14 protein-coding genes and 1 pseudogene are annotated in these 14,256 nt (G+C 69.9%); 8 read left to right on the forward strand and 7 right to left on the reverse strand.

The window, feature by feature from the left end; genetic code table 11:
• The first annotated feature begins 6 nt into the window (after positions 1-6).
• Both ACLJPX_RS24315 and ACLJPX_RS24320 read left to right on the forward strand, forming a co-directional pair.
• The gene (locus tag ACLJPX_RS24315) at positions 7-1,062 is read left to right on the forward strand and encodes a thiolase domain-containing protein (RefSeq protein WP_410602100.1); all 1,056 of its coding nucleotides are present in this window, start codon (positions 7-9) and stop codon (positions 1,060-1,062) included.
• Positions 1,059-2,219 (forward strand): thiolase domain-containing protein, encoded by a 1,161-nt coding sequence (locus ACLJPX_RS24320; protein ID WP_101606559.1) that lies wholly within the window; start codon positions 1,059-1,061, stop codon positions 2,217-2,219. The genes ACLJPX_RS24315 and ACLJPX_RS24320 overlap by 4 nt, the downstream gene beginning before the upstream one ends.
• On the opposite strand, the gene ACLJPX_RS24325 is transcribed toward ACLJPX_RS24320, so the two are convergent.
• Genes ACLJPX_RS24325 through ACLJPX_RS24335 form a run of 3 tightly spaced genes read right to left on the reverse strand, consistent with a single transcriptional unit; the run spans position 2,216 to position 5,351 of the window.
• Positions 2,216-3,238 (reverse strand): YhjD/YihY/BrkB family envelope integrity protein, encoded by a 1,023-nt coding sequence (locus ACLJPX_RS24325; protein ID WP_101606558.1) that lies wholly within the window; start codon positions 3,236-3,238, stop codon positions 2,216-2,218. The genes ACLJPX_RS24320 and ACLJPX_RS24325 overlap by 4 nt on opposite strands.
• Positions 3,239-3,286: 48 nt before the next feature.
• Positions 3,287-4,075 carry a transglutaminase-like domain-containing protein gene (locus tag ACLJPX_RS24330; RefSeq protein WP_101606557.1) on the reverse strand — a complete coding sequence of 263 codons (789 nt, stop codon included), beginning with the start codon at positions 4,073-4,075 and terminating at the stop codon, positions 3,287-3,289.
• 49 nt (positions 4,076-4,124) lie between these two features.
• Positions 4,125-5,351: a cytochrome P450 gene (locus tag ACLJPX_RS24335; protein WP_410602101.1), complete on the reverse strand. Its 1,227-nt coding sequence runs from the start codon at positions 5,349-5,351 to the stop codon at positions 4,125-4,127.
• A 243-nt stretch (positions 5,352-5,594) separates the two neighbouring features.
• On the opposite strand from ACLJPX_RS24335, the gene ACLJPX_RS24340 reads away from it, so the two are divergent.
• On the forward strand, positions 5,595-6,758 hold the full coding sequence (locus ACLJPX_RS24340; RefSeq protein ID WP_410602102.1) for a steroid 3-ketoacyl-CoA thiolase: 1,164 nt from the start codon (positions 5,595-5,597) through the stop codon (positions 6,756-6,758).
• 9 nt (positions 6,759-6,767) lie between these two features.
• On the opposite strand, the gene ACLJPX_RS24345 is transcribed toward ACLJPX_RS24340, so the two are convergent.
• Positions 6,768-7,253, reverse strand: a complete 486-nt coding sequence (locus tag ACLJPX_RS24345; protein WP_410602103.1) for a pyridoxamine 5'-phosphate oxidase family protein — start codon at positions 7,251-7,253, stop codon at positions 6,768-6,770.
• A gap of 40 nt (positions 7,254-7,293) precedes the next feature.
• Positions 7,294-8,141, reverse strand: a pseudogene (locus ACLJPX_RS24350) (SCO6745 family protein).
• 65 nt (positions 8,142-8,206) lie between these two features.
• Here ACLJPX_RS24350 and ACLJPX_RS24355 point away from each other — a divergent pair.
• A complete protein-coding gene (locus ACLJPX_RS24355) occupies positions 8,207-9,073 on the forward strand; it encodes a GNAT family N-acetyltransferase (RefSeq protein ID WP_410602104.1) in 867 nt (288 codons plus the stop codon).
• Between the two features lie 9 nt (positions 9,074-9,082).
• On the opposite strand, the gene ACLJPX_RS24360 is transcribed toward ACLJPX_RS24355, so the two are convergent.
• On the reverse strand, positions 9,083-9,988 hold the full coding sequence (locus ACLJPX_RS24360) for an SDR family oxidoreductase (protein WP_410602105.1): 906 nt from the start codon (positions 9,986-9,988) through the stop codon (positions 9,083-9,085).
• Positions 9,985-10,782 (reverse strand): SDR family oxidoreductase, encoded by a 798-nt coding sequence (locus ACLJPX_RS24365; RefSeq protein WP_410602106.1) that lies wholly within the window; start codon positions 10,780-10,782, stop codon positions 9,985-9,987. The genes ACLJPX_RS24360 and ACLJPX_RS24365 overlap by 4 nt, the downstream gene beginning before the upstream one ends.
• 90 nt (positions 10,783-10,872) lie before the next feature.
• Between ACLJPX_RS24365 and ACLJPX_RS24370 the strand changes: the two genes are divergently transcribed.
• From ACLJPX_RS24370 to ACLJPX_RS24385, 4 genes are read left to right on the forward strand one after another with little or no spacing between them, the layout of a single operon-like run.
• Positions 10,873-11,622: an enoyl-CoA hydratase family protein gene (locus ACLJPX_RS24370; protein WP_101606550.1), complete on the forward strand. Its 750-nt coding sequence runs from the start codon at positions 10,873-10,875 to the stop codon at positions 11,620-11,622.
• Positions 11,622-12,482, forward strand: coding sequence for a CoA transferase subunit A (locus ACLJPX_RS24375; protein WP_410602107.1), 861 nt, complete (start codon positions 11,622-11,624; stop codon positions 12,480-12,482). The genes ACLJPX_RS24370 and ACLJPX_RS24375 overlap by 1 nt, the downstream gene beginning before the upstream one ends.
• Positions 12,479-13,204 carry a CoA-transferase subunit beta gene (locus tag ACLJPX_RS24380; RefSeq protein ID WP_410602108.1) on the forward strand — a complete coding sequence of 242 codons (726 nt, stop codon included), beginning with the start codon at positions 12,479-12,481 and terminating at the stop codon, positions 13,202-13,204. The genes ACLJPX_RS24375 and ACLJPX_RS24380 overlap by 4 nt, the downstream gene beginning before the upstream one ends.
• Positions 13,201-14,247 (forward strand): NAD(P)H-dependent flavin oxidoreductase, encoded by a 1,047-nt coding sequence (locus ACLJPX_RS24385; protein WP_410602109.1) that lies wholly within the window; start codon positions 13,201-13,203, stop codon positions 14,245-14,247. Before ACLJPX_RS24380 ends, ACLJPX_RS24385 begins: the two co-directional genes overlap by 4 nt.
• The last annotated feature ends 9 nt before the right edge of the window (positions 14,248-14,256 follow it).

The following is a 14,256-nucleotide window of genomic DNA, read 5'->3' on the forward strand; positions in this document are numbered from 1 at the left end:
ACCACCGTGCCAGATGTAGCTGTCGTGGGCTTCGCGCAGGCCCCCAACGTCCGCAGCACCCCGGGCACCACCAATGGCGTGGAAATGCTGGTGCCGATCTTCGCCGAGGTCTTCGAGCGAACCGGTCTGTCCAAAGAGGACATCGGGTTCTGGTGCTCGGGCTCCTCGGACTACCTCGCGGGCCGCGCGTTCTCGTTCATCGCGGCCGTCGACGCCATCGGCGCCTTCCCGCCGATCCACGAATCACACGTCGAGATGGACGCCGCCTGGGCGTTGTACGAGGCGTGGCTCAAGATCCGGATGGGCGAGGTCGAAACGGCGCTCGTCTACGGATTCGGCAAGTCGTCGGCCGGGCAGTTGCGGCGCGTGCTGGCGCTGCAGATGGACCCGTACGTCGTCGCGCCGCTGTGGCCGGACTCGGTGAGCGTCGCCGGGATCCAGGCCCGGCTCGGACTCGAAGCAGGACTGTGGTCGGAAAAGGACCTCGCCGAAGTCGCCGCGCGCAGCCGCGCCGACGCCGCCGGGAATCCCGCCGCCCAGTTCTCCGGAACGGTCGAAGTCGCCGACCTCCTCGACGCCCCGTACTTCGCGGATCCCTTGCGCGCCCATGACATCGCCCCGGTCACCGACGGGGCCGCCGTTCTCGTGCTCGCCTCGGCGGAGCGGGCGGCGGACCTCGTCGACAGCCCCGCGATGATCACCGGGATCGAGCACCGGGTCGACTCCCCCTCGCTCGGCGTGCGGGACCTCACCCGGTCACCGTCCACGGCGGCCGCCGGCCGGGCGCTCGACCTCGACGGCGTCGAACTCGCCGAACTGCACGCGCCGTTCACCCATCAGGAATTGATCCTGCGCGACGCGCTCGGCCTCGGCGAGCAGGTGCGGATCAACCCTTCCGGCGGCGTGCTGACCGGCAACCCGATGTTCTCCGCGGGGCTGGCGCGGATCGGTGAGGCGGCGAGCCGCATCCTCGACGGCAGCGCGCGCAAAACCCTCGCCCACGCGACCAGCGGCCCCGTCCTCCAGCAGAACCTGGTCGCGACCTTGGAGGTCCTCTCGTGAAGCACCTCGCGGCCGTGCTGGGCACCGGCCAGACCCACCACAAGGCCAAGCGCACCGACGTCTCCATGCCGGGCCTGCTCCGGGAGGCCATCGACCGGGCGATGCTCGACGCGCAGACCGGCTGGGACGACATCGACGCCGTCGTCCTCGGCAAGGCGCCGGACCTGTTCGAGGGCGTGATGATGCCCGAACTGTTCCTCGCCGACTCGCTCGGCGCGAACGGGAAACCGTTGCTGCGCGTGCACACCGCGGGTTCGGTCGGTGGCTCGACCGCGCTCGTGGCGGCGTCGCTGGTGCAGGCGGGAGTGCACAAGCGGGTCCTCACGGTGGCTTTCGAGAAGCAATCCGAGTCGAACGCGATGTGGGGCCTGTCGATCCTGCCGCCGTTCCAGATGCCGGTGGGCGCCGGCGCGGGCGGCTACTTCGCGCCGCACGTGCGCTCCTACATCCGGCGGTCCGGCGCGCCCGATCACATCGGCGCGATCGTGGCGGCCAAGGACCGGCGCAACGGCGCCCTGAATCCGTACGCGCATTTGCGGCAGCCGGACATCACGGTGGAATCCGTGCAGGCATCCCAGATGCTGTGGGACCCGATCCGCTACGACGAAACGTGCCCGTCTTCGGACGGCGCCTGCGCCATGGTGATCGGTGACGAGGCCGCGGGCGACGCCGTTCCCGGTGGCGCGGCGTGGATCCACGCGACCGCGATGCGCACCGAACCGACCACGTTCGCCGGCCGCGACCAGGTCAACCCGCAGGCGGGTCGCGACGCGGCCGCCGCGTTGTGGCGCGACGCGGGGATCACCGATCCGCTGTCCGAAGTGGACACCGCCGAGATCTACGTGCCGTTCTCGTGGTTCGAGCCGATGTGGCTGGAGAACCTGGGGTTCACCGACGAGGGTCAGGGCTGGAAGCTCACCGAGGCGGGCGAAACCGCGCTCGGCGGGCGGCTGCCGATCAACCCTTCGGGCGGCGTGCTGTCGTCGAACCCGATCGGCGCGTCCGGGATGCTCCGGTTCTCCGAAGCGGCCAAGCAGGTGATGGGCCGCGCCGGGGATTACCAGGTCGACGGCGCGCGCGTCGCGCTCGGGCACGCGTACGGCGGCGGTTCCCAGTTCTTCTCGATGTGGGTGGTGGGGTCGGCCAAGCCGAGCTAGCCGCGGCGGCGCGGGCGGAGGCGTTGCGCGGCGAGGGTGGCGACCACCCCGGTCACCGCGCCCACCAGCACCGGTTTGAGGCCGTGCCGGTCGGCGGGCGCCACCACCGGCCGGACCACCACGGGCGGCGGCGGGCGGACCGGGTCGGCGGGCGCGTCCCGCGCGGTCGCCGTCCAGGCCGTGACGAACACCAGCATCCTGGCCACGAGCGAGATGAAGAAGATGAGACCGATGATGGAGCCGAACGCGACCCCGGTCGGCGAGTTCCCGATCAACCGCAGGTAGATCCCACCGGCCTGCTTCAGCAGTTCGAAGCCCAGTGCCAGCGCGACCGCGCCGCGCATCGCGCTGCGGACCCCGACCGGTTTCCGCGGCAGCCGGGTGAGCACCCACAGGAACACGAGCCAGTTGGCCAGCAGTGCCAAGGGAATCGAGATCGCCGACAGCACGTTGTGCCCCCAGGCGGTGTCGTCCACCCCCGCGAGGCCCAGCAGGTAGCGGCCGAGCGCGGACCCGGAAATGGTGATGGCGAAGGAGACCAGCAGCGCGCTCGCGAGACCGAGCAGCGCGAGCAGGTCCGCGGCGATCGTGCGCAGCAGCGGGAGATCCGACCGGTTCTGGCCCCACAGCGCGGTGAGCGCGTCCCGCAGCGAGTTCATCCAGTTCCAGCCGGAGTACAGGCCGATGATCAGACCGATGAGCCCGACGCTGGTGCGCTGGTCCACGAAACGGGTGAGCAGATCCCCCGCCTGTTCACCGAGGCCGCCCGGCAGCGTGCCGGTGATCGCGTTCAGCATCGACTCGATCAGCTGCGGCTGGCTCGCCAGCACGAAGCCCGCCACCGACACCGCGACCATGAGGATGGGCACCAGCGAGAACAGGCTGAAGTAGGTGATCGACGCGACGTAGTGGTAACCGCCGTACTCGACATAGCGGTTCACCGCCCGCGCCACGTGGTCCAGCCAGCGGTAGCGGGCACGCAGCCGCTTCCATTTCGTCGGTGCTTGCTTCTCCCTCACACGCCAATGTCTACCTCAGCGAGGTCACGGCTCGTGGACAAAACGCGATCAAGCGAGCGCGATCAGCTCCGAGCCGTCGTCCTCGGGCAGCGAAGGGCCCGCGGTGGCCAGCACGGCGTTGCCGAGAAAGTCCAGCTCACAGCCGAGGGTGGAGAGGAACGCGGTGTCGGTGGCGTCCCGGCCGGTCGCGATCCGGCTCAGGCTCTGCCTCGGCGCGAGACCGGTGGCGTCGAACACGTACCAGCGGCCGTCGATCGCGGCCTCGAACACGGCGTGGAAGTCCATTGGGGACAGTCCGGGCGCGTAGACCGCGGTGAACCGGGCGGGGATGTCGATCACCCGGCACAGCGAGATGCAGACGTGCGCGAAGTCGCGGCACACGCCTTCCCCGGCGAGGTAGGTGTCGACGGCGTCGTCGGTCGGCGAACCGGAACCGACCACATAGGACAGGTGCTCGCCCACGTGCCGGACGATCGCCTCGACCTGGGTGCGCGCGTCGGGCAGGTGGCCGAACCTCGACAGCGCGAGCCCGCCCATCCGGTCCGAGGGGCAGTACCGGCTCGGCCGGGTGTAGCGGACGAGGTCGTCCATGGTGACGGGCTCGGCCTCGGCGGGGCGCAGCGCACGTTCGGCCCGGTATCGCACGACGTGTTCGCCGAGCGGCAGGTCGAGGATCTGCGCCCGGGTCCCGTGTTCGAACGCGACCTGGCGCGGCGGCGCGGGATAGGCGAACTCCTCCTGCTCGGCCCCGCCGGCGAGCGCGACCACGAACGCGGCGGGGCCGGGTTTCGTGACCCGGAAGGACATTTCGACGTCGACCTGCACGTGGGGACCCATGGCCCCATGGTGCCGCACGGCGCCGGTCCGGGCCGATCAGACCGTTTGATCAGGCATAGCGCACCTGGTAGTGCTTGATCCCGTTGAGCCAGCTCGACCGCAACCGGTCCGGCTCGGAGACCTCGCTGATATTCGGCATGACGTCGGCGATGGCGTTGAAGATCAGGTCGATTTCCAGGCGCGCGAGGTTGGCGCCGATGCAGTAGTGCGAGCCCGTGCCGCCGAAGCCGACGTGCGGGTTGTCCTCGCGGAGGATGTCGAACTTCTCCGGCTCGTCGAAGTGGTCCGGGTCGAAGTTCGCGGAGCTGTAGAACATCCCGACCCGGTCGCCCCTGCGGATGTGCTGCCCGCCGAGTTCGGTGTCCCGGGTCGCGGTGCGCTGGAAGGCGACCACCGGGGTGGCCCAGCGGACGATCTCGTCCGGCGCGGTCTTCGGCCGCTCCTTCTTGTACAGCTCCCACTGATCGGGGTGGTCCAGGAACGCCTTCATGCCGTGGGTGATCGCGTTGCGCGTCGTCTCGTTGCCCGCGACGGCGAGCAGAATGACGAAGAAGCCGAACTCGTCGGAGGCCAGCGATTCACCGTCGACGTCGGCCTGGATCAGCTTCGTGACGATGTCGTCCATCGGGCACTTGCGGCGTTCTTCGGCCATGTTCCAGGCGTAGCCGACGATCTCCGCCGACGCGGCGAGCGGCTCGACCTCGTACTCGGGGTCGTCGTAGGAGACCATCTGGTTGGACCAGTCGAAGACCTTCATCCGGTCTTCCTGCGGGATGCCGATCAGTTCGGCGATGGCCTGCAGGGGAAGTTCGCAGGCGACGTCGACGACGAAGTCACCGGAGCCCTTCTTCTTGGCTTCGCTGACGATCTTCTCCGCGCGATCGCGCAAAGTGTCCTCGAGTTTCGCGATCGACCTCGGCGTGAAGCCCTTCGACACGATGCGCCGCAGCTTGGTGTGCTGCGGGGCGTCCATGTTGAGCAGGACCAGACGGTTCGCTTCGAGGCTGTCGTCGGTCATGTTCTCGTCGAAGCGGATGATCGCGGTCTTCTCCCGCGAGGAGAACAGCTCGCTGTCCCTCGACACCGCTTTGACGTCCTCGAGCCGGCTGACGACCCAGTAGCCGTCATCGCGGAAGCCCGCGGTGTTGTGCGGCTGCGGGTTCCACCAGACCGGCGCCGTCCGGCGGAGTTCGGCGAACTCCTCCAGAGGCAGTCTGGTGGCGTACAGATCCGGATCGGTGAAATCGAAACCGGCGGGGATCAGCGGAGCGGCCACGGGCTACCTCCTACGCGGTTCGCCAATGAAACACGTTCTAGCCCGATTGAAGCATACGGCGTTTACCAAGTGAAGACCTTTTAGTGAAACCTGTTAACTCGACCGAGTCGACCCGGGGAAGCGCGACGAGAAGCGGGAACTGCGACCAATGATCAAAAAGCAGTCGGCCCTGGGATGACTTGCTCAAATCGAGAACGTGTTCTACTTTTTCGGTAGTGAACAGTGTTTTCCCAGGAGGCGAACGTGGGTAGTCCGGTGATCGTCGAGGCGGTCCGCACCCCTGTCGGCAAGCGCAGGGGTCACCTGGCGGGGCTGCATGCCGCCGAGATCCTCGGCGCGGCGCAGCGCGCCCTGCTCGAGCGCGCGGGGCTGGACCCCGCGCTGGTCGAGCAGGCGATCGGCGGCGCGGTGACCCAGGCGGGCGAGCAGGCGGGCAACGTCACGCGGACGGCGTGGCTGCACGCCGGCCTCCCCGAGACCACCGGCGCGACCACCATCGACGCCCAATGCGGCTCGGCGCAGCAGGCGACCCATCTGATCGCCGGGCTCATCGCGGCCGGGGCGATCGACGCAGGTGTTTCCTGCGGCGTCGAGGCGATGAGCCGGGTACCGCTGGGCGCGAACCGCGGCGAGGGCATCGGCACCCCGCGGCCGGAGTCCTGGTCGATAGACATGCCGAACCAGTACGGCGCCGCCGAGCGGATCGCGGAACGCCGCGGCATCACCCGCCACGACGTCGACCGGTTCGGGACGGCGTCGCAGGCCAAGGCCGCCGCCGCGTGGGCCGCCGGGCACTTCGACCGCGAGGTCGTCGCGGTGAAGGCACCCGTGCTCGGCGAGGACGGCTCCCCCACCGGCGAGACCCGGCTGGTGACCCGCGATCAAGGCCTGCGCGACACGACCGTCGAGGGCCTCGCCAAGCTCAAGCCCGTCCTCGAAGGCGGCGTGCACACGGCAGGGACGTCTTCGCAGATCTCCGACGGCGCGGCCGCGCTCCTCCTGATGGACTCGGACCGGGCCCGGGCACTGGGCCTCAAGCCGCGAGCTCGGATCGTCTCGCAGGCTTTGGTCGGCGCGGAGCCGTACTACCACCTCGACGGTCCCGTGCAGGCGACCGAACGCGTCCTGGCCAAGGCGGGGATGACGATCGGCGACCTCGACCTCTTCGAAGTCAACGAGGCCTTCGCTTCGGTCGTGTTGTCGTGGCAACGGGTGCACCGGCCCGACGAGGACAAGGTCAACGTGAACGGTGGCGCGATCGCGCTCGGGCATCCCGTCGGCAGCACCGGTGCCCGCCTGCTGACCACGGCGCTGCACGAACTGGAACGCCGCGACGCGAGCACCGCCCTGGTGACGATGTGCGCCGGCGGCGCGCTTTCCACCGGCACCATCATCGAGCGGATCTAGCGCCGTGGCCTAGTCCAGCGCGACCTCGACCACCGGACCGTTGTCCGGCCTCGCGAGCCTTTTGCTCCCCTGGCCCTCCTTCCAGAAGTCGAAATAGATGGTGTTGCCCTCGACCCAGGTCAGCACCACCTCGGTGAGGTCGAGCCGGAAGACGTGGGCCTCCCCGTCGTCACCCTGCAGGCGGGCGACCTCCGCCGGATCGGTGATCTCGACGGCCTTGCCCGACACCTTCGCGTCCGCGCCGCCCTCGTCGATCGCCGAGGCGGCGTGGATCGCGAACCTGCCGTCACGCCGCAGATCCTTCGCCTTCATCGCGTCGATCATCGAACCGATCAGCAGATCCCGTTCGCGGAAATCGACCTCACTGCCGCTGACCCGGGGCGAGCCGTCCTTCCGGACCGTCGCCAGCACATGCGATTTCGTCGCGGTGAACCGCTCTTTGATCTTCTCCGCCAGCGCGGGTGCCTCTTCACTGAATCGCTGCCACGTCGCCATGGGGAACAGCGTCCCACCGGGGGCCGACAGTTTCGAGCGGTCAGGGCCGAGGTGCCCCCATCGGATTCGGCAGCGGGATCGCACCGGCGTCGAAGACGCGGCGGCTGAGCGGCACGGCGATCCGCAGGACCCCGGCGGCACCGTCCTCACCCAACGCGTCGAGAGGACCGGTGGCGAGGCGGTCGGTCTCGTCCTCGATCCGTTGGCGCAGCGCGATTCCCGAGCCGGTGAGCCGCAGATCGCCGTCGAGGACACCCCGCTCGCGAAGCCGCGCGACACTCTCGTCCCAGTCTTCGTCGGACCAGCCGCGGTTGCTCTGGATGACCTCGCGCGTCACCGCCCCGCTTCCGATGTGGGTCAGTGTGGTGTCGAGCCCGCGCAGCCCGGCTGCGACGGCGGAAAGCACGTGACCGTCCCCGCGATGCTCGCGCAACACCGTCGCCGCCAGCCACACGCGCCCCACCGCACTCACGGGCCGGGCGACCGCGGACCAAGCGGCGGCGAGCGGCCTTGCCGGGTAGTCGCATCCGGTGACGGCTTGTTCGAGCAGATCGGCGAGTTCCCCCCCCAAGGCGCGTCGGCGGGCAGGATCCGGCCCAGCGCGACCTCGACGGCGTCCATCCGGCTCTGGAGCACCGCCGCAGGCTCGGCGTACTTCCAGGCGTCGGGCATGGATCGCGCGACCATACGCGGCGCGAAGCCGAAGAGCATCGCCGTCACGGGTGGTTCCGGCAGTGGCCCGAGTGGCGCCACGCGCCCGGCGAAATAGCCCATCCACCAACCCGGCAGGCCCACCGCCTTGGCCGCGGCCGCCGTCTCCGGGGCGAAGTAGACGACGGCGTGCAGTGGCTCGACCGCTTCCCAGAGACGGCGCTGAAGTGACGTCACGTCCCCATCTTGGCCTCGCCGAAAACCGGATGCGACTCTTCGCGGCGTGGTGTGTGATCACGGGCATGGCGATCACCGTGGAAAAGCCGGACATCGACGGACTGGACGAGGCCGTGGCCGCGCTGCGGGACTGGCAGTCCGAAGGGGTGGCATGGCAACTGCATCCCGGTGACCTCGGCTGGTTCTGGCGCTCCGGGGCGGAGGCCACGGCCGCGGCGGTCCGGATCTGGCGCCGGAACGGGCGGATTCTCGCCGTCGGGCTCCTGGACGGAGCCGACCTCCTGCGCCTGACGACCGCGCCCGATGTCCGCCGGGACGAGGAACTGGCGCGGCGGATGGCCGAAGACGTGATCGCGCCGGAACGCGGTGTGCTGCCGCCGGGAGAGGTGGCCGTCGAGGCGCCGATGGACGCTCTGCTCCAGGATCTGCTGCCCGGGCACGGCTGGCGCACCGGCGAACCGTGGACGCCGCTGAGCCGCGATCTCGCCGACCCGGTGAAGGCCCCGGACCTGCGGATCGAGCCGATCGGACCGGACAACTGCCACGTATGGGCCGACGTGATGCGAGGAGCGTTCGACGGCTCGACGTTCACTCCCGAGAAGTGGCGCGCGATGGCGACCGGTGCGCCGTACGCCGACTCCCGGTACCTGGCCGGGTACGACGAGCGGGGCGACGCCGTCGCGGCGGTCGCCGTGTGGTCCGCGGGCGCGGGGAAGCCCGGGATACTCGAGCCGATGGGGGTGCACCGGGACCATCGCGGCCACGGATACGGCAAGGCGATCACCGTCGCCGCGGCGGCCGCGCTCCAGGAGCTCGGCTCGTCGAGCGCGGCCCTGGGCACACCGAGTTCGAACGTCGCCGCCGTCGCGACCTACAAGTCGGCCGGGTTCCACGCGCGGCCCGAGGTCCGGGACCTCACCAGGGACGCTTGAGCGGCGGCTCTAAGCCCCGTAAACAGGTTCGGGAACGGGCGCCTCCGCCAGCAACTCGGTCACGACCGGGCCGAGTTCGGCGGGCGCCCACCGGGATCCCTTGTCCCGCACCGTCCCGTGCCGCCAGCCCTGCGCGATCGAGACGCGTCCACCGTCGACCTCGAACACCCGCCCGGTCACCCCGGACGACTCCTCGCTGCCGAGCCACACCACCAGCGGTGACACGTTTTCCGGGGCCATGGCGTCGAAACCGGCCTCCGGCGCGGCCATGTCGTCGGCGAACGCCTCTTCGGTCATCCGGGTGCGGGCGGCCGGGGCGATCGCGTTCACGGTGACGCCGTAACGCCCGAATTCGGTGGCCGCGACCAGGGTGAGGCCCAGGATCCCGGCCTTCGCGGCCGCGTAGTTCCCCTGCCCGACACTGCCGAGCAGACCCGCACCGGAACTGGTGTTGATCACCCGCGCGGTCCGCGTCCGGCCCGCCTTGGACTCCGCCCGCCAGTACTCGGCGGCGTGCCGCGTCGGCGCGAAATGCCCCTTCAGGTGGACCCGGATGACCGCGTCCCATTCGTCCTCGCCGAGGTTGACCAGCATCCGGTCGCGCAGAAATCCCGCGTTGTTGACCAGGACGTCCAGCCCGCCGAAGGTTTCGACGGCGGTCCGCACCAACGCGGCGGCGCCGTCCCAGGAAGCGATGTCGTCGGTGTTCGCGATCGCCTTGCCGCCGAGCGCCTCGATCTCGTCGACGACGTCCTGCGCCGGCCCCGCCGACCCGCCGCTGCCGTCGATCCCGGCGCCGAGGTCGTTCACCACCACCCGCGCGCCCTCGGCGGCGAACGCGAGCGCGTGCGCCCGTCCGATGCCGCGACCGGCACCGGTCACCACCACGATCCGGCCGTCGGCGATCCCGCTCACACCGGCTCCTTTCGTTCTTTGACCATCGAATTGGAGGCGGCGAGGAAGGCAGGAACCTCTCCCCCGCCGTGCACGGTCAGGCAGGCACCGCTGACATAGGAGGCCAGCGGGGACGCCAGGAACACCGCGCAGGAACCGATCTCGTCGGGTTCGGCCAACCGTCCTAACGGGACTGTCGCGCCCACGGCCTCGATCCCGGCTTCGTCGCCGTAATGCAGATGCGAGTGCTCCGTCCGCACCATGCCGACGTCGAGCGCGTTGACCCGCACCTTCGGCGCCCACTCGACGGCGAGCGTCGCTGTCAGGTTGTCGAGGCCCGCTTTCGCCGCGCCGTAGGACGCCGTCCCCGGCGACGGTCTCGTCGCGCTGACACTGCTGATGTTCACGATGACGCCGCCGCTTTCCTGGCGCTGCATGATCGCGTTCGCCGCGCGGGCGACGGTCAACGGCGCCAGCAGGTTCAGCGCGACGATCTTCTCGTGGAACCGCGGTGACGCGTTCGCCACCTCGGCGAACGGCGCGCCGCCCGCGTTGTTGACCACGACGTCGAGCCTGCCGTGACGCCGGAAGATCTCCTCGAAGAGCGCGTCGACCTCTCCCGCGTCGCGGACGTCGCACGAAATGAACGTCGACGCCCGGTCTCCGGCGCGGACCGGGTGTTCGGGTTCGGTGCGGGCGCAGGTGACGACTTCGGCGCCCGCGCGCAGGAAAGTCCTGGTGACACCGGCGCCGACGCCGCGTACGCCGCCGGTCACCAGCACCACGGCGCCGTCGAGCCGGAGTTCGAGTGCCATACCGGGCCTCCTTCACGGTCGCTGTACCCGGGCCGGGTGTCCTGCTAACGTACCAAGCAAGTGCTAGGTTTGGTAGCGGAAGGGTGCACGATGAGCGTTTCCACCCACTCACCGGAGCCCGGCATCGCCGTGGTCACGGTCGACGCGCCCCCGGTGAACGCGCTGAGCGTGAAGGGGTGGTTCGCCCTCGCCTCCGCCGTCACCGAGGCCGGGCGAGATCCCTCGACGCATGTCGTGGTGCTGCGCGCGGAAGGCCGCGGGTTCAACGCCGGAGTCGACATCAAGGAGATCCAGCGCGATCCGGGATACAGCGCGCTGATCGGCGCGAACGAGGGCTGCGCGGCGGCGTTCTCCGCCGTGTACGACTGCGCGGTCCCGGTGATCGCCGCGGTGCAGGGCTTCTGCCTCGGCGGCGGGGTCGGCCTGGTCGGCAACGCGGACGTCGTGGTCGCCAGCGACGACGCGACCTTCGGGCTCCCCGAGGTCGATCGCGGCGCACTCGGCGCGGCGACGCATCTCGCGCGGCTGGTCCCCCAGCATCTGATGCGGGCGTTGTACTACACGGCTTCGACGATCACCGCGGACCAGTTGCACCACCACGGTTCGGTCTATGCCGTGGTCTCGCGGGACGAACTCGACGAGACCGCGCTCGGCCTGGCGAGGCAGATCGCGGCGAAGGACACCCGCGTGATCCGCGCGGCGAAACAGGCCATCAACGGCATCGACGTCCAGCCCGTGCATCGCAGCTATCGCTTCGAGCAGGGATTCACCTTCGAACTCAACCTGGCGGGCGTGTCCGACGGCGCGCGCCAGGAGTTCTTGGACGGTAAGGGGAAGTGATGGCCGACAAGCGGATGACGCCGGACGAGATCGTCGGCGAACTCGAGGACGGCATGACCATCGGGATCGGCGGCTGGGGCTCCCGACGCAAGCCCATGGCGCTGGTGCGCGCGATCCTGCGCTCACCGCTCAAGGATCTCACCGTGGTCTCTTACGGCGGCCCGGACGTCGGGTTGCTGGCCTCGGCGGGCAAGCTCAAACACCTCGTCTTCGGCTTCGTCACCCTGGACACGATCCCCTACGACCCGTGGTTCTCCCGGGCACGGGAGTCCGGGACGATCACCGTCACCGAGTACGACGAAGGCGTCTTCGGGACCGGCCTTTCCGCGGCCGCGCAACGACTTCCGTTCCTGCCGACGCGCGCGGGCCTCGGTTCCGGCGTGATGGACCTGAACCCGTCGCTGCGCACCGTCCGGTCCCCGTACGACGACGCCGAAGAACTGCTGGCCGTGCCCGCGATCGAGCTCGACGCGGCCCTCGTCCACCTCAACCGCGCCGACGCCCGGGGCAACGCGCAGTACCTCGGACCGGATCCGTACTTCGACGAACTGTTCGCGCTCGCCGCCGACAAGTGTTACGTGTCCACGGAAAAAATCGTGGAGACGGCCGAACTCACCGAAGCGGGGCCGGTGCAAAGCCTGCTGCTGAGCCGGATGCTCGTCACCGGGGTCGCCGAAACACCGAACGGCGCGCACTTCACCACCGCCGTCCCGGACTACGGACGCGACGAAAACTTCCAGCGCCACTACGCCGAAGCGGCCAAGGATCTCGACGCGTGGCCCGGGTTCGTGGACCGGTTCCTGTCGGGGGACGAAGCCCACTACCAAAAGGCCGTCGCCGAATTCGGGGAGTCCGCATGAGTGACGCAACGCGCGCCGAGATCGCCGTCGTGGCCTGCGCCGAATTGTTCCGCGGCGACGGCGAGATCGTGGTGAGCCCCATGGGTTTCATCCCGTCGCTGGGCGCGAGGCTCGCCAGGCTGACCTTCGAACCGGACATCCTGCTCTCCGACGGCGAGGCGTACCTGATGACCCCCGAAGCCGTCGTCGAAGGCTGGCAACCGTTCCGCAAGGTCCTCGACACCGTGGTGCCGCGCGGAAAACGCCATGTGGTGATGGGCGCCAACCAGATCGACGGCGAGGGCAACCAGAACATCTCGGCGATCGGCGACCATTCCCAGCCGAAGAAACAACTCCTCGGTGTGCGCGGCGGGCCGGGCAACACGGCGAACCACCGCACGAGTTACTGGGTTCCGCGGCACAGCAAGCGGGTCTTCGTCGATCAGGTCGACATCGTGTCCGGCGTCGGCTACGCCAGGGCACGCGAGGCGGGTCTGCGCTATCACGACGTCCATCGCGTCGTCACCAACCTCGGCGTCCTGGACTTCGGCGGCGAAGACCACGCCCCGAGGTTGCTCTCCGTGCATCCGGGGGTTTCCGTGGACGAGGTCGTCGAGGCGACGTCGTTCCCGCTGATCACCGGCGACGTCACGGAATCCCGGCTGCCGACCGAGTCCGAGCTGCTCCTGATCCGGACCAGCCTCGACCCGAAGTCCCAGCGGGACAAGGAAGTCCCGTCGTGAAGACCGCGCTGACCGAACTGGCCGGAATCCGGCATCCGGTCGTGCAGACCGGGATGGGCTGGGTCGCCGGACCGCGGCTGGTGTCCGCGACGGCGGAAGCGGGCGGCCTCGGCATCCTCGCGTCCGCGACGATGACCTACGACGAACTGGCGGCGGCGATCAAGGAGGTCAAGAGCCGCACGTCGCGGCCGTTCGGCGTCAACCTCCGCGCGGACGCCGAAGACGCCCAGCGCCGGGTCGAACTGCTCATCGGCGAGGAGGTCCGGGTGGCCTCCTTCGCGCTCGCGCCGAAGAAGGACATGATCGCGCGGCTCAAGGACAACGGCGTCCTCGTCGTCCCGTCGGTCGGCGCGGCCAGGCACGCGGAGAAGGTCGCGGGCTGGGGCGCCGACGCCGTCATCGTGCAGGGCGGTGAGGGTGGCGGGCACACCGGTGGCGTCGCGACGACCCTGCTGCTGCCCTCGGTTCTGGACGCCGTCGACATCCCGGTGGTCGCGGCGGGCGGCTTCTTCGACGGCCGGGGGCTGGCCGCCGCGCTCGCGTACGGGGCGGCAGGCGTCGCCATGGGCACCCGGTTCCTCCTCACCCGGGAGAGCACCGTCCCCGACGAGATCAAGCAGGCGTACCTCGCCCGTGACCTCAACGGCACCGTCGTCACCCGCAAGGTGGACGGGATGCCGCACCGCGTCCTCCGGACGGAACTGGTCGACGCGCTCGAGTCCGCCGGTCCGGTGAGCGGGCTCGCCCGCGCCGCCCGCAACGCCGCGAAGTTCCGGAAGCTGAGCGGGCTGTCGTGGCGCTCGCTGGCCACCGAAGGGCTGCGGATGAAACGCGGCGGCGACCGGACGTGGTCGCAGGTCTTGATGGCCGCCAACACGCCGATGTTGCTGCGCGCCGGGCTGGTCGAGGGCGACCGGAGCGCCGGGGTACTGGCGTCCGGGCAGGTCGTCGGCCTGCTGGACGACCTGCCCGCGGTCGGCGAGCTGATCGAGACGATCGTGGCCGAGGCCGACGGCGTCCTGCGGCGGCTGGCCTCCGGATGAGAGGGCGAA

Source organism: Amycolatopsis sp. lyj-90, from assembly GCF_046549035.1.
GTDB lineage: Bacteria > Actinomycetota > Actinomycetes > Mycobacteriales > Pseudonocardiaceae > Amycolatopsis.